Origin of the sequence: Sphingomonas sp. PL20, from assembly GCF_017875905.1 — a bacterium.
GTDB lineage: Bacteria > Pseudomonadota > Alphaproteobacteria > Sphingomonadales > Sphingomonadaceae > Sphingomonas > Sphingomonas echinoides.
On record NZ_JAGINH010000002.1, the window covers coordinates 4,426,657 to 4,445,970 of the forward strand.

Annotated in this window: 22 protein-coding genes, 1 pseudogene and 1 riboswitch; of the genes and pseudogenes, 12 read left to right on the forward strand and 11 right to left on the reverse strand. The window is 63.4% G+C overall.

All coding sequences use genetic code 11. The features are described 5' to 3' along the window. Positions 1-8: 8 nt before the first annotated feature. Both rpmI and hisN read right to left on the reverse strand, forming a co-directional pair. Positions 9-212 carry a 50S ribosomal protein L35 gene (rpmI, locus tag H4W01_RS20960; protein WP_209613029.1) on the reverse strand — a complete coding sequence of 68 codons (204 nt, stop codon included), beginning with the start codon at positions 210-212 and terminating at the stop codon, positions 9-11. 119 nt (positions 213-331) lie between these two features. Then, positions 332-1,114 carry a histidinol-phosphatase gene (hisN, locus tag H4W01_RS20965; RefSeq protein WP_209613030.1) on the reverse strand — a complete coding sequence of 261 codons (783 nt, stop codon included), beginning with the start codon at positions 1,112-1,114 and terminating at the stop codon, positions 332-334. Between the two features lie 175 nt (positions 1,115-1,289). Between hisN and H4W01_RS20970 the strand changes: the two genes are divergently transcribed. Both H4W01_RS20970 and H4W01_RS20975 read left to right on the forward strand, forming a co-directional pair. Next, the gene (locus tag H4W01_RS20970) at positions 1,290-2,339 is read left to right on the forward strand and encodes a GGDEF domain-containing protein (protein WP_209613031.1); all 1,050 of its coding nucleotides are present in this window, start codon (positions 1,290-1,292) and stop codon (positions 2,337-2,339) included. Positions 2,340-2,706: 367 nt separating this feature from the next. Further along, positions 2,707-4,173 (forward strand): S41 family peptidase, encoded by a 1,467-nt coding sequence (locus H4W01_RS20975; protein WP_334685396.1) that lies wholly within the window; start codon positions 2,707-2,709, stop codon positions 4,171-4,173. Between the two features lie 3 nt (positions 4,174-4,176). On the opposite strand, the gene H4W01_RS20980 is transcribed toward H4W01_RS20975, so the two are convergent. Next, complete coding sequence (locus H4W01_RS20980) at positions 4,177-4,698, reverse strand: YciE/YciF ferroxidase family protein (RefSeq protein WP_010406006.1); 522 nt, start codon at positions 4,696-4,698, stop codon at positions 4,177-4,179. Between the two features lie 227 nt (positions 4,699-4,925). On the opposite strand from H4W01_RS20980, the gene H4W01_RS22955 reads away from it, so the two are divergent. From H4W01_RS22955 to ung, 3 genes are read left to right on the forward strand one after another with little or no spacing between them, the layout of a single operon-like run. Continuing rightward, on the forward strand, positions 4,926-5,054 hold the full coding sequence (locus H4W01_RS22955) for a hypothetical protein (RefSeq protein WP_260591484.1): 129 nt from the start codon (positions 4,926-4,928) through the stop codon (positions 5,052-5,054). A 2-nt stretch (positions 5,055-5,056) separates the two neighbouring features. Next, complete coding sequence (locus tag H4W01_RS20985) at positions 5,057-5,365, forward strand: zinc ribbon domain-containing protein YjdM (protein ID WP_209613032.1); 309 nt, start codon at positions 5,057-5,059, stop codon at positions 5,363-5,365. A 6-nt stretch (positions 5,366-5,371) separates the two neighbouring features. Then, positions 5,372-6,076 carry a uracil-DNA glycosylase gene (gene ung, locus H4W01_RS20990; protein ID WP_209613033.1) on the forward strand — a complete coding sequence of 235 codons (705 nt, stop codon included), beginning with the start codon at positions 5,372-5,374 and terminating at the stop codon, positions 6,074-6,076. 4 nt (positions 6,077-6,080) lie between these two features. Here ung and H4W01_RS20995 read toward each other — a convergent pair whose 3' ends face one another. Next, on the reverse strand, positions 6,081-6,449 hold the full coding sequence (locus tag H4W01_RS20995) for a low affinity iron permease family protein (RefSeq protein WP_010406010.1): 369 nt from the start codon (positions 6,447-6,449) through the stop codon (positions 6,081-6,083). A 181-nt stretch (positions 6,450-6,630) separates the two neighbouring features. Here H4W01_RS20995 and H4W01_RS21000 point away from each other — a divergent pair, with 181 nt between their 5' ends. The 5 genes and pseudogenes from H4W01_RS21000 to H4W01_RS21020 form a co-directional block, all read left to right on the forward strand. After that, positions 6,631-6,879: a type II toxin-antitoxin system Phd/YefM family antitoxin gene (locus H4W01_RS21000; RefSeq protein WP_209613034.1), complete on the forward strand. Its 249-nt coding sequence runs from the start codon at positions 6,631-6,633 to the stop codon at positions 6,877-6,879. Next, entirely contained in the window at positions 6,876-7,142 is a 267-nt protein-coding gene (locus tag H4W01_RS21005; protein WP_209613035.1) for a Txe/YoeB family addiction module toxin, read from the forward strand. The genes H4W01_RS21000 and H4W01_RS21005 overlap by 4 nt, the downstream gene beginning before the upstream one ends. A 49-nt stretch (positions 7,143-7,191) precedes the next feature. Next, entirely contained in the window at positions 7,192-7,425 is a 234-nt protein-coding gene (locus tag H4W01_RS21010) for a type II toxin-antitoxin system ParD family antitoxin (protein ID WP_334685397.1), read from the forward strand. Continuing rightward, positions 7,422-7,712 (forward strand): type II toxin-antitoxin system RelE/ParE family toxin, encoded by a 291-nt coding sequence (locus H4W01_RS21015; RefSeq protein WP_209613037.1) that lies wholly within the window; start codon positions 7,422-7,424, stop codon positions 7,710-7,712. Before H4W01_RS21010 ends, H4W01_RS21015 begins: the two co-directional genes overlap by 4 nt. 31 nt (positions 7,713-7,743) lie before the next feature. Then, positions 7,744-7,956 (forward strand): annotated as a pseudogene (locus H4W01_RS21020) (Txe/YoeB family addiction module toxin); the annotation flags it as partial. Positions 7,957-8,006: 50 nt separating this feature from the next. Here H4W01_RS21020 and H4W01_RS21025 read toward each other — a convergent pair. The 7 genes from H4W01_RS21025 to H4W01_RS21055 form a co-directional block, all read right to left on the reverse strand. Further along, the gene (locus H4W01_RS21025; protein WP_209613038.1) at positions 8,007-9,821 is read right to left on the reverse strand and encodes a DUF262 domain-containing protein; all 1,815 of its coding nucleotides are present in this window, start codon (positions 9,819-9,821) and stop codon (positions 8,007-8,009) included. 78 nt (positions 9,822-9,899) lie between these two features. Continuing rightward, positions 9,900-11,813 carry a phosphomethylpyrimidine synthase ThiC gene (thiC, locus tag H4W01_RS21030; protein WP_209613039.1) on the reverse strand — a complete coding sequence of 638 codons (1,914 nt, stop codon included), beginning with the start codon at positions 11,811-11,813 and terminating at the stop codon, positions 9,900-9,902. Positions 11,814-11,857: 44 nt separating this feature from the next. Next, positions 11,858-12,003, reverse strand: a riboswitch (TPP riboswitch). Positions 12,004-12,050: 47 nt separating this feature from the next. Then, positions 12,051-13,067 carry a ferritin-like domain-containing protein gene (locus tag H4W01_RS21035; protein WP_033963587.1) on the reverse strand — a complete coding sequence of 339 codons (1,017 nt, stop codon included), beginning with the start codon at positions 13,065-13,067 and terminating at the stop codon, positions 12,051-12,053. Between the two features lie 43 nt (positions 13,068-13,110). Then, positions 13,111-14,124 (reverse strand): ferritin-like domain-containing protein, encoded by a 1,014-nt coding sequence (locus tag H4W01_RS21040; RefSeq protein ID WP_209613040.1) that lies wholly within the window; start codon positions 14,122-14,124, stop codon positions 13,111-13,113. Between the two features lie 218 nt (positions 14,125-14,342). Then, positions 14,343-15,215, reverse strand: coding sequence for a MipA/OmpV family protein (locus H4W01_RS21045; RefSeq protein ID WP_209613041.1), 873 nt, complete (start codon positions 15,213-15,215; stop codon positions 14,343-14,345). A 69-nt stretch (positions 15,216-15,284) separates the two neighbouring features. Beyond that, entirely contained in the window at positions 15,285-15,689 is a 405-nt protein-coding gene (locus tag H4W01_RS21050) for a DUF2141 domain-containing protein (RefSeq protein WP_029622763.1), read from the reverse strand. Beyond that, positions 15,646-16,446, reverse strand: coding sequence for a sterol desaturase family protein (locus tag H4W01_RS21055; RefSeq protein WP_209613042.1), 801 nt, complete (start codon positions 16,444-16,446; stop codon positions 15,646-15,648). Before H4W01_RS21055 ends, H4W01_RS21050 begins: the two co-directional genes overlap by 44 nt. 91 nt (positions 16,447-16,537) lie before the next feature. Between H4W01_RS21055 and crtY the strand changes: the two genes are divergently transcribed. Together crtY and H4W01_RS21065 are read left to right on the forward strand one after the other, a co-directional pair. Beyond that, positions 16,538-17,728 (forward strand): lycopene beta-cyclase CrtY, encoded by a 1,191-nt coding sequence (gene crtY / locus H4W01_RS21060; protein WP_209613500.1) that lies wholly within the window; start codon positions 16,538-16,540, stop codon positions 17,726-17,728. After that, positions 17,725-19,230, forward strand: coding sequence for a phytoene desaturase (locus H4W01_RS21065; protein WP_209613043.1), 1,506 nt, complete (start codon positions 17,725-17,727; stop codon positions 19,228-19,230). Before crtY ends, H4W01_RS21065 begins: the two co-directional genes overlap by 4 nt. Positions 19,231-19,314: the final 84 nt, after the last annotated feature.

A 19,314-nucleotide genomic window follows, 5' to 3' on the forward strand; every position in this document is an offset into this window, starting at 1 on the left:
CTTTCCGCTCAGCTCAGACCGTAAGGCGCCCACGCCTTGACGGTTGCCGTATCGGCCTTCGACAGCACCTTGGTGCGACGGTTCTGGCGGATGTACTTGGCGTTGTGGCTCATCAGCCGGTGGCGCTTGCCAGCGACGCCGTGCTTCAGCAGGCCGCTCGCGGTGAGCTTGAAGCGCTTTTTAACGCCGCTCTTCGTCTTGAGTTTGGGCATTTTCGTCCTTTCAGTTGTGCGACGATCTATGAACGGCCACGGCAGCCCATATCAGCCGGGCAGTTCTTCTTACGCGCAGGAAGGCGGGCCCTTACCGATGAGTCGCGCAAAACGCAAGATCAATGGCCGCGACAAGCGAGCAGCTCGAGAATTTCCTCGATCCGCGCGGGGTCGCCCGCAGCGATGACTTCACCAATCGAATCGCCGGTGAGCGGATCGCCCGACCAATCGCACATCCGCCCGCCCGCGCCCTCGACGATCGGGACGAGCGCTGCGAAATCATAGATTTTGAGCTGCGCTTCGACCACCACGTCGAGCCACCCGCTCGCCACGCACCCGTAATTGTAGCAATCGCCGCCAAGCACCGTGCTCATCACCGCCGCATCGAGATGCTCGAACGCATGGAGCTGGGTATCGTCGAACAAAGCCGGCGAGGTGGTCGCCAGCAGCGCCTTGGCGAGATCCGGGCAGCGCCGCGCGACGGCAGGTGCCCCATTGAACACGGTCGGGCGGCCCATCACGCCCAGCCAGCGTTCGCGCAGGATCGGCTGGTCGATCACCCCCATCATCGGCCAGCCTTCGATCATCAGCGCGATCAGCGTGCCGAAGATCGGGCGACCGGAGATGAAGGCGCGCGTGCCGTCGATCGGATCGAGCACCCAGGTCCGCCCCGACGTGCCATCCTTGGTGCCATATTCCTCCCCGATGATCGCGTCGGCGGGAAAGGCGCGTTCGATCAACGCGCGCATCGCCCCCTCGGCAGCCCGATCGGCCAGCGTCACGGGCGAAGCGTCCGATTTTGCTTCCAGGCCGTGGTCGGCCCGGTAATACGGACGAATGGCAGATCCGGCGGCATCGGCAAGGGCCGCCGCAAGGGCAAGATCGGTGTCGGTAACGCGCATCGCGCTTGCGTAAACCGGCCGGTCGCGTTGCGCCAGCCCGCAGGCCTCGGTTTTCCGCTCGAAATGCCCTGATCGCGCGTGCGGTCACGCTATATTAGCAGTTTTGCCCTACCTCCTTCCCGCAGGCAGAGCGGGCTATCAAGCGACGCTCGGCATAATTGAGGCCGATGGAGCGATGGGGGCAGCAAGGGAGGCGAGGCTGATTGCGGTCGAAGAGCGCGCTGAGGCCGTCTTTGATCGCATTCGCGCGTTTTTGACGCTGCACCGGCTGGGCCCAGACCCGGTCCATTATGCTTTTGCTTATCACGTGATGACAAACCCGACGGGCGCGCTGGCGCGATCGGTCGCCACGCTCACCGAGGGTGGTATTCGCCTTTCTACCCGCGATATTGAGGCCTTGGGCGGCGGTCTTGCGCACCAGAACCCGCCGCATTGGGGGGAGACGCTGTCCCACCGGGGCGATGATGACGTCGCCGCCCGGCTGGTCGCGCAGACGCAGATGCACGTCGAAGGCTTTAGCGACATGATGCGCTCGATGCAGGCTGAAACCGCCGATTTCGGGCGGGATTTGGCCGCCAGCGCGAATGCGGTGCGCGGCGCCGCCACCGGGGCCGATGTCGTGCGCTTGGCCACCGTCATGCTGGACCGCGTGCAATCGGCCGAGTCGCGCCTGGCCGCCGCGACTCGCGAAGCCGAGCAATTGCGAGCGAAGCTCGAGGAAGCACGGGGCGATGCGCGGCGCGATCCGTTGACCGGCTTGCCCAATCGCCGCGCGTTCGAAGAAGCGTTTTCCGAACAGTCTCTCACCGGGCAGCGTCTGTGTCTGGCGGTGTGCGACGTCGATCGCTTCAAGCGCGTCAACGACCAATTCGGTCACTCGGTCGGCGACCGCGTATTGCGCGCCATCGCTGCGGCGCTGCGTGAGGCGTGCACTCGCCATTTCGTCGCGCGGTACGGGGGCGAGGAGTTTGTCATTCTGTTCCGAGGCGACGACGTGGAGGACGCCCGCGCGACCCTGGAAACCGCCAGGGTCGCGGTGGCGGCCAAGCGCTACCGGATCCGCGAAACCGACGCTCCGCTTGGTGCGGTGACCTTTTCGGCGGGGATCGCGGTCGCCGAGACGGGCGAGCCGCTTTGCTCGGTTTTCGGGCGCGCCGACCGGTTTTTGTATCTGGCAAAAGAAAACGGTCGAAACCAACTCTGCAGCAACGGTACATTTTACTAACAGTTGGAATTATAGACCAACTGCGCAGCGCGTTGGTAGATCAACGGTCCACTATACTCTATATAAATCAATTATTTATCGAATTGGCACGCTCCCTGCAATTCCCTTTGCGTTGGCGATCGGATGGTCCGCTTCGCCACGAAAAAGGGAAAACTATCATGTCCGTTCGTTTTGAATCGCTGTCGCGCATCGCCTTTTCGCTCGCCGCCGCCGTCGCTTTCACGGTCGTTCTCGCATCCACCGCAGTGTCGCTCTCCCCGATCGCATGATCGGCGGGGGCGGCGCCTGTCGCTAAATCTTTTGATTGGCGCGCTTTACCGCACCCACCGCGCGTGGCACCCTCCCGCGCAACGACAAAGAGGTGGGTATGATCCGTGCGCGCGTCCCAACGGTTCTCTTTAGCCTGATCGCATTGCTGTCCGCCTGCGGCGAGGGGGGCGGCACGTCGAGCGGATCGACCTCAACCCCCACCGCGTCCACCCCGACCCCTACCCCGACAAGCAGCGGAACCTGTTCGTTGCGGGATCGGCAGGACTGGGCGGCGGCGCAATTGCGGGAATGGTATCTCTTTCCAGACACCTTGCCGAGCACGCTCGACCCGACCCCCTATACCACCGTCGGGGATTATATCGACGCGCTGACCGCGACCGCGCGGGCGCAGCGCAAGGACCGCTATTTCACCTATCTGACCTCGATCGCGTCGGAGAACGCTTATTATAATTCGGGGTCCAGTGCGGGCTACGGCTTCCGCCTGACGCTTGACCCCACAGCGGGCCGATTGTTTGTCGCGGAGAGTTTCGAGGGGGCACCGGCGCTCGCCGCCGGGCTGGACCGCGGCACCGAAATCCTCGCCATCGGCACCAGTGCAGGGAACCTCCGCACGGTGTCGGCGATCCTTGCGGCGGAGGGCAGCGCCGGGCTCAGCACTGCGCTCGGGCCGGACACGTCCGGCACGAGTCGCACGTTTCAGGTGACCGACTCCGGCGGCACACGCACCGTCTCGATCAGCAAGGCCGAGTATGCGCTGACGCCAGTGTCCAGCCGCTTTGGCGCGCAAATCCTCAACGACGGTGGGCGGCAAGTCGGCTACATCAATCTGCGCACCTTCATTTCGACCGCCGATCCGGCGTTGCGCAGCGCCTTCGCGTCGTTTCGCGCAGCGGGCGTGACCAATATCATCATCGATTTGCGCTACAATGGGGGCGGGCTGATCTCGATTGCCGAGCTGATGAGCAATTTGCTCGGCGCGAACCGCTCGACCTCGGAGGTAATTGATTACACCACCTTCCGGCCCGAGAAATCGGCGAACAACATCACGGCGATGTTCGCGCCGCAGCCGGAGTCGGTCGCGCCGACCAAGGTTGCGTTCATCGGCACCTCCGGCACTGCGTCGGCGAGCGAATTGGTGATCGCCGCGCAAATCCCCTATCTGCACGCCAATGCCGGGCTGATCGGCACCAACACCTATGGTAAGCCGGTCGGCCAGATCGCGCTCGACCGCTCGCAATGCGACGACCGTCTGCGTGTCATTGCCTTCGCGCTGCAAAACGCCAATCATCAGGGGGCCTATTATAACGGCCTGGCGGGTACGGTGGAGGCGAGTTGCCAGGCCGATGACGACCTGACCCACCCGATGGGCAACCCGCAGGAACGATCGACCCGCGCGGCGCTCGACTATCTGGCGGGGCGCAGTTGTACGGCTGTTACCGCCACGGCCACGAGCGCGTTGCAAAGCGGGCAGGCCGCACGCGTCGCGACGCTGCGGCAACCGATGGAGCTGCTGTCGCCCGAACGCCCCGGCACCATCCAGCGGGAGGTGCCGGGGGCATTCTAGCCACTATTGCGCCGAAACGGCATCCTCGGCGGTAAGGTTCACCCGGCTCGTTGCCAGGTCGGTCAATTTGTCGTCGGTCGCATATTCTTCGTTGAGCGTTTCCTGCAGGATCGCGGCAACATCGGTGCGACCGAGCTGATTGGCCCAGGCAATCAACGTGCCGTAGCGCGTGATTTCATAATGCTCGACCGCTTGTGCCGAGGCGATCAAGGCCGCGTCGAGCACCGCTTTGTCGGCAATGTCGCCGGCAACTTCATTGGCTTCCTTGATGATGCCTTCGATCGCCGGGCAGGTGGCCCCTTTTGGCTGCTCACCGATCAGGTCGAACACTTGCTCCAGGCGGCGCACCTGACCCTCGGTCTCGCGCAGATGCTGGTCGAAGCCCGCCTTCAGCGTCCCGTTGGTCGCCTTCTCGGTCATCTTGGGGAGCGCCTTCAGGATTTGATGCTCGGCATAATAAACGTCCTGCAACTGGTGCAGGAACAAGTCCTCGAAGGTCACAATGTCTTTGGTGAACAATCCCATAGCATGTCTCCTAACGCGTTTTTTGGGGGCGGTACGCCGGGCGCGAAGGGGGGCACGCCCGGCGTCTGCCATCAACGGCGCGCGCGCGCAGAGGTTGCTGGCTGGGCCCGGAAATCATGTTGACTTCGATCAAGCGACGCTCTTTTACGGCGCGCGAATTGATGCGGGTCGCGGCACGGTTTGGGATTAAGGTCGCGCGGGGCCTTCCGCCCCGGTCAGGAACCGCAATGGCCAAGAGCCAGAAGAAGTCGAACAAGGAAGTGCGCAAGCCCAAGGCCGAAAAGGCGCCCAAGGCGAACGCGTCCAACCCAACCTCCAAGGGCCAGCCGGTGGCGATGGTCAACATCAAGGGATGAGCATGACGAACGACGACGACACCTTCGTCTATGACGAAGCCACCGGCGAATGGGTCGCCGCCAGCGCCGCCAGCGCGCGGGCGAGCGACGATGATGCGGTGGTAGTGCGCGATTCGGTCGGCAATGTGCTGGCCGATGGCGACCAGGTGACGCTGATCAAGGATCTGACCGTGAAGGGCGCCGGGCAGACGCTGAAGCGCGGCACGCTGATCAAGTCGATCCGGCTGACCGGTGACGCGCAGGAAATCGATTGCCGCTATGAGGGCATCAAGGGCCTCGTGCTGCGCGCCGAGTTCGTCAAGAAACGCTGAACCGCCGTGGCGGAACGGGCGATCAAGCTGCATCCGAGCTGGCGCGAACCGCTGTCGGCGGAGTTCGAGCAGCCGTATATGCAAGCGCTCAAAGGCTTTCTCGCAGCTGAGCGCGCGGCGGGCACGCCGGTCTTTCCGCCCCCGGCCGCCTGGTTCCGCGCGCTCGATCTGACCCCGCGCGAGGAGGTGCGCGTCATCATTCTGGGGCAGGACCCCTATCACGGCGCGGGGCAGGCGCATGGCCTGTGCTTCTCGGTCCAGCCCGGCGTGCGCCTGCCGCCGAGCCTGCGCAACATCTATAAGGAACTGGAGGCCGATCTTGGCATTCCGCCCGCGCGCCACGGCTTTCTGGAGGCATGGGCCAGCCAGGGCGTGCTGCTGCTCAACGCCGTGCTGACGGTGCGCGAAGGGGCGGCTGCTTCGCATCAGGGGCAGGGGTGGGAACGCTTTACCGACGCCGTGATCCGGCTGGTGGCGGAAAGCCCGGAGCCGACGGTGTTTATGCTGTGGGGCGCGCACGCGCAAAAGAAGGCGGCGTTCGTTACCGACGTGGCGCAGGGCGGGCGGCATCTGGTGCTGAAATCGGCGCACCCGTCGCCTTTGGCCGCCCATAATGGCTTTTTCGGCAGCCGCCCGTTTTCGCGGGCGAACGCGTTCCTGGTGGCGCAGGGCCGCGCGCCGATCGACTGGGCGTTGCCGCCAGCCGCTTGAACGCTCAGCAGGGTTTCCCCTCGGTCGGCACGCGACCGGTGCGGCGCAGCGCCTCCAGCTCGTCCTCGGTCTTGCGCTCGATCCCGGCGAGCTCGTCGCGCGCGCCGCTCTTGGCGAGGATCAGCTCGTCGATCTTCATGTGCAAAGCGGCTTCCGAGCGCTTCTGCTGGTTGAGCACCATCTGCGTCAGCGTGATCGCCAGCACCGACAGGATCAGCGTCAGCATATTCTCGCCCGCCTGGCCACTGACCAGAAACCACACTCCGCAAAACAGCGCGACCGTCGCGATCGCCGCTGGATGCCCCGCGAGATTGGCCCCGCGGTCCGAGACGCGGCACCCGAGCAGATAGAGTTTATGTGCAAATGTCGCCATCGTAACGATCCTCTCGCCGCCTTGAACGCGTCACGCGGACAACGGTGCCATCGGCATGGGGTAGGCGACCGTGGCCAGCACCACCCGACTGGCTGACGAGAGGGCGGGCGCTGATTGGCATGGTCGCTTCGCAGCGGCCGGAAATCTTGACATTGGACAAGGTTTTGTCCATAGTTTGGCGATGCAAGCCGTATCCTATTCCGAAGCGCGCGAGAATTTGAAGGCGATGATCGACAAGGTCGTCGCCGACCGCGCCCCGCTCGCCATCACGCGCCAGCGTGGCGAGGGCGCGGTGCTGGTGTCGGCGAGCGAATGGGCGTCGATCGAGGAGACGCTGTATCTGCTGCGTTCGCCTAAGAATGCCGAGCGCTTGCTGGAGGCGGTGCGCGGATTCGAGGCGGAAGAACCGAAGGCCGTGCCTTTCCCGTGAACGTGGCGTTCTGGCCGACGGCGTGGGAAGATTACCGCCACTGGCAGGAGCAGGACGCGAAGATGCTCGACAAGCTCCACACCCTGATCGAGGAATGCCGCCGCCACCCGTTCAAGGGCACCGGCAAGCCCGAGCCGCTCGGCGGCAATCTGTCGGGCTGGTGGTCGCGGCGGCTCGGTTGGGAGCAGCGGCTGGTGTACCGGGTGGCGGGGACGGGTGCTGCGCAGACGTTGCAGGTGGCGCAGTGCCGGTATCATTACTGAAGCGCTTGTCGGTACTGGCTCGCTATCGTATATTTCGGGTATGGCGCAGATGAACGTCCAGCTTCCCGACGACCTCCAGCGCTGGACCGACGCGCGCGCCGTCGAGGGCGGGTTCGACAGCGGCAGCGATTATGTTCGCGATCTGGTGCGGCGCGACCGGGACTATGCGCAGAAGCTCGCGGTGTTGCAGGCAGCGATCGATGAGGGGCTGGCGTCGGGCGTGAGTGAGCGGACCATCGAAGACATCATCGCCGATCGCAGAAAGCGGGACGGCCTGGCTTGACGCCCGTCACGATCAGTCGTGACGCCGACGCCGATCTCGACGGCATTCTCGACTATGGCATTGCGGCGCATGGTCGTGAGATTGCCGAAGCGTATCTGCGCGCGATCCATGCGGCGTTCGACCGGCTATCCGATTTCCCGGAGTTGGGTGTCGCGCGTGGCGATCTTTCAGCGGGCCTGCGGAGCCTGCCGTGCGGTGGGCACCGGATATTCTATGTTGTGCAGGCTGACAGCGTGCTGATTGCGCGGGTGCTGCACAAGGCGATGGACCCGACGCGGTACTTGTAGCCGCGGGACACTGTAATCCCATTGGCAGGAGCAGGACGCGAAGACGCTCGACAAGCTCCACACCCTGATCGAGGAATGCCGCCGCCACCCGTTCAAGGGCGCCGGCAAACCCGAGCCGCTTGGCGGAAATCTCTCGGGCTGGTGGTCGCGGCGGATCAGCCAGGAACATCGGCTGGTGTATCGAGTGGTGGGGAGCGGGGCTGCGCAGACGTTGCAGGTGGCGCAGTGCCGGTATCATTATTGAGTTGCAGGGGATCCACGCGCCCCCCTGATCCGCAGCTATCCGTCGCCAAATCATCCTGGTCTGGGCCAATACTGAACGGCCAGATCGGCAAGTTCTTTAGACCGAGCCTCTACCTGCTTGAACTTGAACGACGACATTGCGACTAGATTCTGGGTCATCAATATAGCGGACTGTCGGTAGGCGGCTTTCTTCGCCAGGAAAGGATTATTCGAAGCGGCAATATTGAGCTCGCCCGCAAATAGGGTGAGATTTCCGATCCTGGAAACCAAACGCGGATGAAGAACTTCAGCGTTGACTCCAAGATACGCGACCCAATCCCCGAACTCTTGTTTCGACCTGTTAGTCTTTATCTTCTGAGGTATGACGTGCTCGACGTGTACGTCTTCCGCTCCGAGTACCGCTAGTTCTGCATGATCGCCGTGGCTACGGGCCTCAATCTGCTCCAAGCAGTAACGCGCGCGATCGATAATGTTACCGCTGAAATTCGTACTCGCAAAGTCGTCTCTGAACTTATCGTCGGCAGGACATGCATCTCGGTAGGCCCGCTTCACGTCGGCGACGGGATCCACCGGGTCTACCTCGCAGAGTCGAGCGAACAGGGTTTCTGTTTCGTTGGCGCGTTCACGGCATATATGACGACGAAGGACAAAGCTCTCGGTTAGTTTGAGCACGTTGCGAAATGTCTTGTCGTCGATGCCCCCAACGCGCAGATGCATCAGAAAACCGTAGGTCTGCGCCGATTTTATCATTCTCAGATTACGCAGATGACGATCGATCTGCTTGTTGCCTGTCTTGACCAGAACAAGTTCACCGAAAGCCAGCGCGCTGGCGACGATGCGATCCATGAAAGCGGAAAACGGCCTCTGTTCAGAGACAGGAGTCCTTTTTTCTTCCTCACCGATCTCGGGCGCCTCGTCGGGCTCGTCATCCTCGGTCTGCACCTCATCAGCATATAGGTGTCGATCGGGCAGATTCCTCGCCTCGGAAACCTCATTCATAAACAGGGTCTTGAACTCGCCGACAACCTGATTTCCGGTTATCCTGCGACGCGTAGAGGAGATCAGAAAATACCGAAAGAAACTGTCCGCATCAGTACCATCTAGATGTGAAATAAGCGCGGCCCATTGCTTGCGCGCATTTTCCAAATGACCTGCGCCAAATCGTGCCGCATTCCCCAAGACGAAGTTCTTGATGATATCGGTCGGGCTCAAGCGGAGACCACGATTGTTAATCGTCTCGAATAGCTTGAACGCGTCTTTAGAGTCGTTCACGTCGAGGCGGACAAGGAGGGTCTGATTTTGAAGCTTGAACAAAAATGCCGCCAAATCCTCGACCGTCATTTCGGACAGCCAATCACGGATAGTGAGGAACGCATTGAAAAGATTGTGATTTTTATACGCGATGGAATCAATATGATCTCTTGCGGCCATATCACGAAATTCATCGCCGTCGAGCGTGTCGAGCGCGATCTTCGGTAAGATCGCGCCACCAAGCGCCTTAGCTGAAAGCAAGCGAGCAACCTCGCGTGACTGCTCTGCTTCCTCCGCCTGTTCGAAGCGTCGACGGAGGCATTCAAGTAAGATACATATCGTTGTGAGACGCTGCTGACCATCGACCAGCTCGAGTTGATTGATCCCTGGAGTATGGTGACCTGTCAGGCAGACGATGCTGCCAAGCAAATGCACGTCTCCTCCTTCAAGCAGGTGTATGTCTTCCAACAGCTCATATACCTGCTGTTCGCGCCACGAATACCTGCGCTGATATGGAGGAATTACAAATTGTTCATTCGACGAGCCGAGTAACTGGTCGAGCTTCAGCGCAGTAGGCGTTATCCTCATCTCGTAATCCCCCCCGACGAGGTCCACTTCGACCGCGTCCTCTGTATCGACTTGGTCTACCGTGAATAGCAATGCCTATCGGTGAGATACGGACGAATGTCTGCCTCAATCCCGCTCCCGCCCACCAGCGCCAATATACAGCTCGCGCCCTGACGCGTTATAAAGCGCGCTCATCTCCTCCATCCCCTTGATCGCGGCGGCCTTGCTCGCCGCCGCCGTCTCCGCGCCGGTCGGACCGGTGGCGATGAAGCCTTCGACGCCCTGATTCTGCTTGCCGGCAAAATCGCGCACTTCCTGCGTGATCTTCATCGAGCAGAATTTGGGGCCGCACATCGAGCAGAAATGCGCGGTCTTGGCGCCTTCTGCGGGCAAGGTCTGGTCGTGATATTGCTCAGCGGTGTCGGGGTCGAGCGACAGGTTGAACTGGTCGCGCCAGCGGAAATCGAAGCGGGCGCGGGACAGGGCATCGTCGCGCAGCTTGGCGGCGGGGTGGCCCTTGGCGAGATCGGCGGCGTGCGCGGCGAGCTTGTAGGTCACCACGCCGACCTTCACGTCGTCGCGGTCGGGCAGGCCCAGATGCTCCTTGGGCGTGACGTAGCAAAGCATCGCGGTACCATACCAGCCGATCATCGCGGCGCCGATGCCGCTGGTGATATGGTCATAGCCGGGCGCGATGTCGGTGGTGAGCGGCCCGAGCGTGTAGAACGGCGCTTCGCCACACACTTCGAGCTGCTTGTCCATATTCTCCTTGATCTTGTGCATCGGCACGTGGCCGGGGCCTTCGATCATCACCTGCACATCGCTCTTCCACGCGCGGTGGGTGAGTTCGCCGAGCGTGTAGAGTTCGCTGAACTGCGCTTCGTCATTGGCGTCGGCGATCGAGCCGGGGCGCAGGCCGTCGCCGAGGCTGTAGGCGATGTCATACGCCTTCATGATCTCGGTGATTTCGTCGAAGCGTTCGTAGAGGAAGCTCTCTTTATGGTGCGCGAGGCACCATTTCGCCATGATCGAGCCGCCGCGCGAGACGATGCCGGTGACGCGCTTGGCGGTCATGGGCACGTAGGCGAGGCGCACGCCGGCGTGGATCGTGAAATAATCTACGCCCTGTTCGGCCTGTTCGATCAGCGTGTCGCGGAAGATCTCCCAGGTCAGATCCTCGGCAATGCCGCCGACCTTTTCGAGCGCCTGGTAGATCGGCACGGTGCCGATCGGCACGGGGCTGTTGCGCAGGATCCATTCGCGCGTGTCGTGGATGTTGCGGCCTGTCGAGAGGTCCATCACCGTGTCCGCGCCCCAGCGGATCGACCAGACCATCTTGTCGACCTCGGCGGCGACATTGCTGGCGACGGCCGAGTTGCCGATATTGGCGTTGATCTTGACCAGGAAGTTGCGGCCGATCGCCATCGGTTCGGATTCGGGGTGGTTGATGTTGTTGGGGATGATCGCGCGGCCGCGCGCGACTTCATCGCGGACGAATTCGGGGGTGACGTAATCGGGGATGCTGGCGCCGAACGACTGGCCGTCGCGGATCAGCTGTTCCTTGGCGGCGGCGCGGCCGAGATTCTCTCGGATGGCCACGTATTCCATCTCGGGCGTGATGATGCCGCGCCGGGCATAATGCATCTGGCTGACGTTCGCGCCCGCCTTGGCACGCAAGGGGCGCTTCACGACATTGGGATATTGCGGGACGCCGGCCGAGCGATCGGGGCCGGTGAGGCCGTTATCCTCGGGGCGGATTTCGCGGGCGTCATAGGATTCGACGTCGCCGCGCGCGAGGATCCAGTCGCGGCGCAGTTGCGGCAGGCCGCGGTTGATGTCGATCTGCGCCTTGGGGTCGGTGTACGGGCCCGACGTGTCGTAGACGCGCAACGGGGCTTCATTGGCGGAGGGTTCGAGCACGATCTCGCGCATCGCCACGCCCAGACCGGGAATGTTGGGCGAGGGGACGTGGATCTTGCGGCTGCCACGGATGGCGCCGGTGGTGACGCCGATTTCGGTACGGGCGGGGATGTCGGCCATGGTGTCGCTCCAAAGACTCGGAATGGAGCGAAAACGGAAACCCACTGTGGACACCGCTCCCTCCCTCCGCCCGTGCTAACGGGATCAGGTTCAAACGGGTCGTGGCACCCGGCACCCATGAAAGTAGGACTTTCATGGGAACCCTCAGCCACCTCTCAGCTGCTCAGGCGCAGCCCCCCGGGGAATGGTGTCAGTGTAGGCGCATTGGCGGTGGCTGCAAAGCCCCGTAATGCAGGCTTAGTTGGCCGCGCTGGTCTTGATATTGCCGTTGACGCCGCCGGGGAAGAAGCCGCCGCCGACCACCGCATTCTTGTTGAGATACAGCACGTTGAGCACCTGGCCCGCCGTGCGGGCAAGCGCGAGGCCGTTGCTATCGAGCGGGGAAATGTTCGACGTGACCGAATCGCCGACAATGCCCTGGTCGAGATCGGTCGATCCGTCGAAAGCGTCGCGCGCATTGCTGATGAGGCCGGCATTGGTGAGCAGCGACGGGGTCGAGACCGAGCCCTTGGCGTAGAGCACGGTGCGGATCAGCCCGGCGTGATACGACGTGGTGGCGTGAATGCCCGCCGCCGCATCGATCAGCAAGGTGGTCGCGATCGTCGATTGGCGACCGGTATAAGCGGTGACCACCACGTCCTCCAGCATGAACGCCGCCAGCAGGAAGTTCTCGTCGCTGGCATAAGGATCGAACGCCGCGCCTGCCGCGACGACGGTTGCCGCCTGCGCCAGCGCGCTAAAGGCACCGCTCGCGCTGCCGTCGATGTTGATCGCAGGCTGCGCCACCGTCGCCGCACCCAACGCCGAGCGCAGGAACGCGACATGCGCGACCTTGTCGGCGGCGATCTCGCGCGCATATTGCGCGACCAGCGGATCGGTGAAGGTCACTTGCCGCCCGCCCGTTACCGCGCCCTGCACGGTCTGGTTGCCGTCGCCCTTGGCGATCAAGGCGTTGGGCAGGCCAGCACCGGTCACCGCGACGGTGTAGAATTGCGCCTGGAGATAGGCGAGGTTGAGCAGGAAGTTGAAGCTGTCCTGATCGTTCAGCGTGTCGGTCGAGCTTGGGCTTGGCGTCGGCGTCGAGCTGTCGGTCGCGCTCGGGGTCGAAGTGCCCGAACCGCCGCAGGCCGAAAGCAGCGCACTGCCGCCGAAGGCGAGCGTCGCCACGCTCGCGCTGCGCAGGAAGTGACGACGCCCGGCGCGGCGGCGCTCTTTGGCATCGGGGGCTGGCACGAGGATATCGCTGTCGTTCACGGTAACTCTCCCATACGGGCGAAGGCAATAAAGAAGGCGGCGCTCAGTTGGCCGCGCTGGTGACGACCGTGGCATTGAGGCCGTTCGGATAGAACCCGCCCTTCGTCACCGCCAGGCTGTTGAGATAGAAGATGTTGAGCACGTTCGCCACGAGGCGGCCATAGGCGATGCCATCGGTACCGGCGGGCACGATGTTCGATGCGGTCAAGCCATTCAGCGCCGCAAGCTGGCTGTTGGCGATCACTGCGGGCGAAATGCCGACATCGTCCTTGGTCGTTCCATCCAGCGAGTCGCGGACTGTGGAAATGGCATCGGCCTGGGTGCGCAGCGTGGCGGTGGTGGCACCCTTGGTGTACAATACGGTGCGGATCAGTGCGGCGTGATGCGCGTGCGCGGCGAGCAGCCCGGCCCCGGCATCGCGATAGGCTGGGGTGGAAATCAGCTGTGCCGCTGCCTTGTACGCGGTGACCACGACATCTTCCAGGAAGAAGGCCGACAGCAGAAAGTTCTCGTCGCTGGCAAAAGGATCGAACGCCACGCCCGAGGCGACGATGCCCGCGGCGCGCATGGCCAGGCTGAAGGCGCTGGTCGCGGTGCTGCCGAGATCGATCGCGGGCTGGGCGACGACGGCAGTGCCCAGCGTGGTGCGCAGGAAGGCGACCTGCGCTGCTTTCTCGTTGGCGATCTCGCGCGCATATTTCGCGACGAGCGGATCGGTGAAGCTGACTTGCTTGCCGCCGGTCACGGCACCCACGGTGGTGGTGCTGGCGCTGCCGGGGGTAAGCTGGGCGCTGGGCAGGCCTGCTCCGGTGACCGCGAAGGCATAGAATTGCGCTTCGAGATATTCGAAATTGAGCAGGACGTTCAAAAGGTTGGTGTCGCTGGTGGAGTCGGCCATGGCGCGCGAGCCAAGCGTTACCGCTGCGGCACCCACGGCGGCGATGGCCCCGGCACCTAGCGCGGTGCGGAAGAATTCGCGGCGTTCGCTACGCTGTTCGGCACCCGCTTCGAGTCGCTCGTGCAGCTGTGCGCCGGAGTCCTGGGGGAGATCGGTCATGCGGGCGAACCCTCTTTATCGTGAAACGGGCCTTCTGGCGCAGGCTGCGTGGCACCTCGGGCGTGGCGACGCAAGACTGGATTTCGCAGCCTTGATCAAGTTTGCGCCAGTTAGAGCGAGTTACGACCAAGCGAGCGGGCTTTATCGGCCACTCGCAAACCACCCGGCAGACGCGCCACTGCGCCTCTGCCGGGTCGATCAGTCTATCGGGGGCTTGTTCAGAAGGTGTAGGCGAGCCCGACTGCGCCCAGCCATTGATTGGGCGAACCGGCGATGCGGGTGACAGGACTGTAGGAGAAGTCACCCAGTTCGCGCGAATAGCTGCCGCCGGCCAGGACCTTGAAGCCGTGGAGCAAATTTCCGGTAAGCGAATAGGTGACAAACCCGCCCGCCGAATAGCTTTTCCAGCCGCTATGCGCGTTATACGTCGGCAGGCCGCTGGCCAGCGCCTGGGTGGGCGTGATGCTGAAATAGCTGTCGGCATAACCCTGCCCGACATGCTGGGCCGACGCATAGAGACCAACCGCCGCCTTGGTGCTGACCGGGGTGAGATAGGTGAATTGCGGTTCCCAAATGTCGCTGCGGTGGCCGCCGGACACGCCCTTGCGATAGCTGACCGACACCGACACCTTGTCATATTTGCTGGTGATCACCCCGGTCTTGCCAACTCCGACATAGCCGCCAAGCTCGATTGCAGTGCCGCGTTTGCCCAGCGCGCGAATGCGGGGGTCATCGATGCTGGAGAGGCTCGAGCGATCGAAATTGACCACGCCGATCGGGCCCAATTGCAGATCGATCGTCTGGCCGGGGCGGTTTGGGATCACATCCAGGCTGGCCCGGTCGCCGATGACCGAGAAAGCGAAGCCCTTGACCGAACCGATCACCACCGGCGCGGGCGTGAAGCGATAGGTCTTCGACCCTTCATAATCGGGAAAATACGCCCCGCCGATGCCGACCGTGACGCTATCCTTGTCGAAATCCGCAGCGATTTGATCGCGTTCGGATGTCGCTGGACGGTCCTGGGCGATGGCAGGGGCAGCACCGGCGAGCAACAGCGCGGCGGCGGAAAGGTATAAACGGCGGTTGATCACAAGCAGCTCCGAGAAGAAGATTTGGCGGGTTAACGTCCTCGCGACCCGTTTAGCTCCGTTATAGCCCGATCAGAGCAAGTATCGCATGCGCACCTGTTGCCGATCGGCATCACCTGTCAGCGTGAAGCGGGCCGCCGCAAAGCGCGGCGGGCCGAAGCTGATCGGCGGGTTGCGCGAAAAGCCAAAGCCTTCGCGCGGGATACCGGCAAAGGTATCGAGCTTCTTATTGCCATTCTCGTCATGGATCACCGCAAGCGCATAGCCGCCCGGCGGAAGCCCGTCGAAATGGAGGCTGTTGGCGCTCGCCGGGATCGAGCGCGTCACCGCTTTCGCATCGTCGATACAGGCGGGGAAATTGGTGGGGTCGGCGGTCAGGCAGACGCGCACCATGCCTTTGTGCGAGCGCAGGTTGGCGATGTCGACCGCGAGATCAGTCGTCGCGACCGCCCCCGACAAGGAGAAGAGCAGCCCCATCGCCGCGCCGCCGACGCCGGCGAGCCTGCGCATGGGCGCGGGCAAAATCGCCGATGCCCCTGTCGGTACCGCAGAGGCGGTCCCAGAAACGGAAATAAAGCCCATAATTTCCCCGATACAGATCGTGGTGCCGCTGGTGATGGCTCGCGGTAATCACCCAGCCGCCTAATCGACCGGCCCACATGAACCGGGGGAAAATCTCCCACCCCATATGATTGGTTACCCCCATAACCGTCATGATGCCCAGCACCAAGCCCAGTGCGCCGATGTGGATGGGAATCCCTAGCGTCAGTAGCGGAATTATCACAGCGCCGGTGACCGCCTCGATCGGATGGAACGCCATCGCGGCCCAGGCGGTCGGCGGACGGCTGTCATGATGCACCGCGTGCGCGATGCGAAACACGCGCGGCAAATGCATCCAGCGATGCGTCCAGTAGAACCAGGTGTCATGCGCGAACAGGTAGAGCAGCACCGACAGCGGCAGATACCATAATGGATAAGCATGCACGTCGCGGTAAATCCGCGTCCAGCCATGCTCTTGCCAGCCCCAGGCCAGCACGCCGGCGGGCACGCCATAAATGAGCGCAGAGGCCAGGCTCCAGCCGATTTCGCGTCGGATCTGCGGGGAAAGGCCGTCATACAGCCCCGGATGGCGCGCGCGCGTCGCCGCCGCGAACACCCCCGACACGAGCAGGTAGCGCACGCCGACGATCGCCGACATGGCGAGCGCGGAGGCGACGATGGCGAGAGCGATCATGCAACGGCTGTAGCGCGTATGGCGGCCCGCGTCAGGCGGTTTCGGCGTGCAGCGCGCTTGCGCGCTGCGGCGTTTCGGCTATCGCTTGGCGATGCCTTCGATCATCCCCTGCGATATCGCCATCGTCGGCGGCGGGCTGGCGGGCGGGCTGATCGCGTTGGCCTTGGCCAAGCAGCGGCCCGGCCTCGACGTCCGCATCGTTGAGGGATCGGACAGCATTGGCGGCAATCATTTATGGTCGTTCTTCGCCACCGACATCGCGCAGGACGATCGCTGGCTGGTCGCGCCGCTAATCTGTTACGGCTGGACGCATTATGACATCGCGTTTCCGGCGCACCGCCGCACGCTGAAAAGCGCTTATTATTCGATCGAGTCCGAACGGCTCGATGCGGTGGTGCGCGCCGCCCTCCCGCCCGAGGCGGTGATGACCGGGCGCAAGGTGCTTGCCGCCAGCCCGACGGCGGTGGTGCTGGCGGATGGCGACCGGATCGAGGCGAAGGGCGTGATCGATGCGCGCGGGTCGGGCGACCTCGCTTTGCTCGATCTTGGCTGGCAGAAGTTCGTTGGGCTGGAATTCGCGCTGGAGGAACCGCACGCGCTGGCGGGCCCGATCGTGATGGACGCGACGGTGCAGCAGATCGACGGCTATCGCTTCGTCTACACACTGCCCTTGTCGGCGACGCGGCTGTTCATCGAGGATACCTATTATAGCGACACGCCCGATCTGGCGCGGGCGGAGCCCGGAGGGGCCAATGCCGACCCGGTCGCCGAGCGCGTCCGTGCCTATGGCGCGGCGCATGGCTGGGACACGCGCACCGTTACGCGCGAGGAATGGGGCGTGCTGCCGGTGGCGATGGGCGGCGATTTCGAGGCCTATTGGCAATCGGGCGGCAACAAGGTGGCCAAGGCCGGCATGCGCGCCGGGCTGTTCCACCCGACCACGGGCTATTCGCTGCCCGACGCGGTGCGCCTCGCCGCGCTGATCGCGCGGGCGAGTGATCTGTCGGGCGCGGGGTTGCACACGCTGACGCATGATTTCGCCAGAAGGACGTGGCGGGCGCGCGGCTTCTATCGTATGCTCGACAAGATGCTGTTTCGCGCCGCCGGCCCCGATGAGCGCTACCGCATTCTCGAACGGTTTTACCGGCTCGATCCGCAGCTTGTGCGGCGCTTCTACGCAGGACAATCGACGATGATGGACAAGGCACGGATTTTGACCGGGAAGCCCCCTGTGCCGATCACGCGGGCATTGCGCGCGATCCTCGGGGGGAAACCGGCATGAGTTCGGTGGCACCACGCGGCACGCCGCGCCGCGCGATCGTTATCGGGGCGGGGTTTGGCGGGCTCGCGCTAGCGATCCGGCTGCAATCGGCCGGGGTCGAGACGACCATCGTCGAGGCGCGCGACAAGCCGGGTGGCCGCGCCTATGTGTGGGAGAAAGACGGCTTCGTGTTCGACGCCGGGCCGACCGTGATCACCGATCCGCCGTGCCTGCAGGAATTGTGGGCGCTGACCGGGCGCGACATGGCCGAGGACGTGACGCTGGCGCCGGTATCGCCTTTCTACCGGCTCAACTGGCCCGATGGCGTCAATTTCGATTATTCGAACGACGAGCCTTCGCTGCGCGCCGAAATCGCCAAGCTCAACCCCGCCGATGTCGCGGGCTATGCCAAGTTCCTGGACTATTCCGCCGGGGTCTATGAGGAGGGCTATCGCAAGCTCGGCTCGGTCGCGTTTCTCGATTTCGCGTCGATGATCAAGGCGGCCCCGGCGCTCGCCAAATATCAGGCGTGGCGCTCGGTCTATTCGATCGTCTCATCTTATGTGAAGGACGAGCATCTGCGCCAGGCGCTGTCGTTCCACACGCTGCTGGTGGGCGGCAACCCGATGAACACCAGTGCGATCTATGCGCTGATCCACAAGCTGGAAAAAGACGGCGGCGTGTGGTTCGCAATGGGCGGCACCAACCAGCTGATCGCCGGGATGGTCAAGCATTTCGAGCGGCTGGGCGGGGTGTTGCGGCTGAACGATGCCGCGGTCGATATCGCCACGCTGGGCGACCGTGCGACCGGCGTCACCACCGCGAGCGGCTGGCACCAGGATGCCGATATGGTCGCGTGCAACAGCGACATCATGCACAGCTACCGCGACTTGCTCAAATCCTCGCGCAGTGCGCAGCGGACCAAGACCGGACTGGCGCGCAAGCGCTATTCGCCGTCGCTGTTCGTGGTGCATTTCGGGATCAAGGGCACCTGGCCGGGCATCCCGCACCACATGATCCTGTTCGGGCCGCGCTATAAGGGGCTGCTCGCCGACATTTACGATCATGGCGTGCTGCCCGAGGATTTCTCGCTCTATCTGCATCACCCGACCGTGACCGATCCGTCGATGGCGCCCGAGGGACATTCGACTTTCTACGTGCTGGCGCCGGTGCCCAATCTCGGCAAATTCCCGGTCGACTGGAACGAGATCGGCCCGATCCTGGAGAAGCGCATCCTCGATGAGGTCGGGCGGCGGCTGATCCCCGACATTCACGAGCGGATCGTCACCAAATTCCATTATGCGCCCAATGATTTCGCGCAGGATCTGAACGCGCATCTGGGCAGCGCCTTCTCGCTGGAGCCGATCCTGACGCAGAGCGCGTGGTTCCGCGTGCACAATCGCGACGACCATATCCCCAATCTGTATTTCGTGGGGGCAGGCACGCATCCGGGGGCGGGGATTCCGGGCGTGGTCGGGAGTGCCAAGGCGACGGCGGCGTTGATGTTGGAGACGGAACGGTGACGATGCAGAATCTCCCCTCCCTGGAAGGGAGGGGTCGGGGGTGGGTCGGCCCGATGTCGGGCGTGACCGTGCTCCATCACCCCA

What these genes read in the sequence shown, in the direction of transcription:
- H4W01_RS21055 (WP_209613042.1), bottom strand. Translation starts at nt 16,446, where the DNA reads ATGATCGCTCTCGCCATCGTCGCCTCCGCGCTCGCCATGTCGGCGATC.
- H4W01_RS21050 (WP_029622763.1), bottom strand. Translation starts at nt 15,689, where the DNA reads ATGGGGCTGCTCTTCTCCTTGTCGGGGGCGGTCGCGACGACTGATCTC.
- H4W01_RS20970 (WP_209613031.1), top strand. Translation starts at nt 1,290, where the DNA reads ATGGGGGCAGCAAGGGAGGCGAGGCTGATTGCGGTCGAAGAGCGCGCT.
- H4W01_RS21040 (WP_209613040.1), bottom strand. Translation starts at nt 14,124, where the DNA reads ATGACCGATCTCCCCCAGGACTCCGGCGCACAGCTGCACGAGCGACTC.
- H4W01_RS20985 (WP_209613032.1), top strand. Translation starts at nt 5,057, where the DNA reads ATGACGAACGACGACGACACCTTCGTCTATGACGAAGCCACCGGCGAA.
- rpmI (WP_209613029.1), bottom strand. Translation starts at nt 212, where the DNA reads ATGCCCAAACTCAAGACGAAGAGCGGCGTTAAAAAGCGCTTCAAGCTC.
- H4W01_RS21065 (WP_209613043.1), top strand. Translation starts at nt 17,725, where the DNA reads ATGAGTTCGGTGGCACCACGCGGCACGCCGCGCCGCGCGATCGTTATC.
- thiC (WP_209613039.1), bottom strand. Translation starts at nt 11,813, where the DNA reads ATGGCCGACATCCCCGCCCGTACCGAAATCGGCGTCACCACCGGCGCC.
- crtY (WP_209613500.1), top strand. Translation starts at nt 16,538, where the DNA reads ATGCCTTCGATCATCCCCTGCGATATCGCCATCGTCGGCGGCGGGCTG.
- H4W01_RS20980 (WP_010406006.1), bottom strand. Translation starts at nt 4,698, where the DNA reads ATGGGATTGTTCACCAAAGACATTGTGACCTTCGAGGACTTGTTCCTG.
- H4W01_RS22955 (WP_260591484.1), top strand. Translation starts at nt 4,926, where the DNA reads ATGGCCAAGAGCCAGAAGAAGTCGAACAAGGAAGTGCGCAAGCCCAAG.
- H4W01_RS21000 (WP_209613034.1), top strand. Translation starts at nt 6,631, where the DNA reads ATGCAAGCCGTATCCTATTCCGAAGCGCGCGAGAATTTGAAGGCGATG.
- H4W01_RS20995 (WP_010406010.1), bottom strand. Translation starts at nt 6,449, where the DNA reads ATGGCGACATTTGCACATAAACTCTATCTGCTCGGGTGCCGCGTCTCG.
- H4W01_RS20975 (WP_334685396.1), top strand. Translation starts at nt 2,707, where the DNA reads ATGATCCGTGCGCGCGTCCCAACGGTTCTCTTTAGCCTGATCGCATTG.
- hisN (WP_209613030.1), bottom strand. Translation starts at nt 1,114, where the DNA reads ATGCGCGTTACCGACACCGATCTTGCCCTTGCGGCGGCCCTTGCCGAT.
- H4W01_RS21010 (WP_334685397.1), top strand. Translation starts at nt 7,192, where the DNA reads ATGAACGTCCAGCTTCCCGACGACCTCCAGCGCTGGACCGACGCGCGC.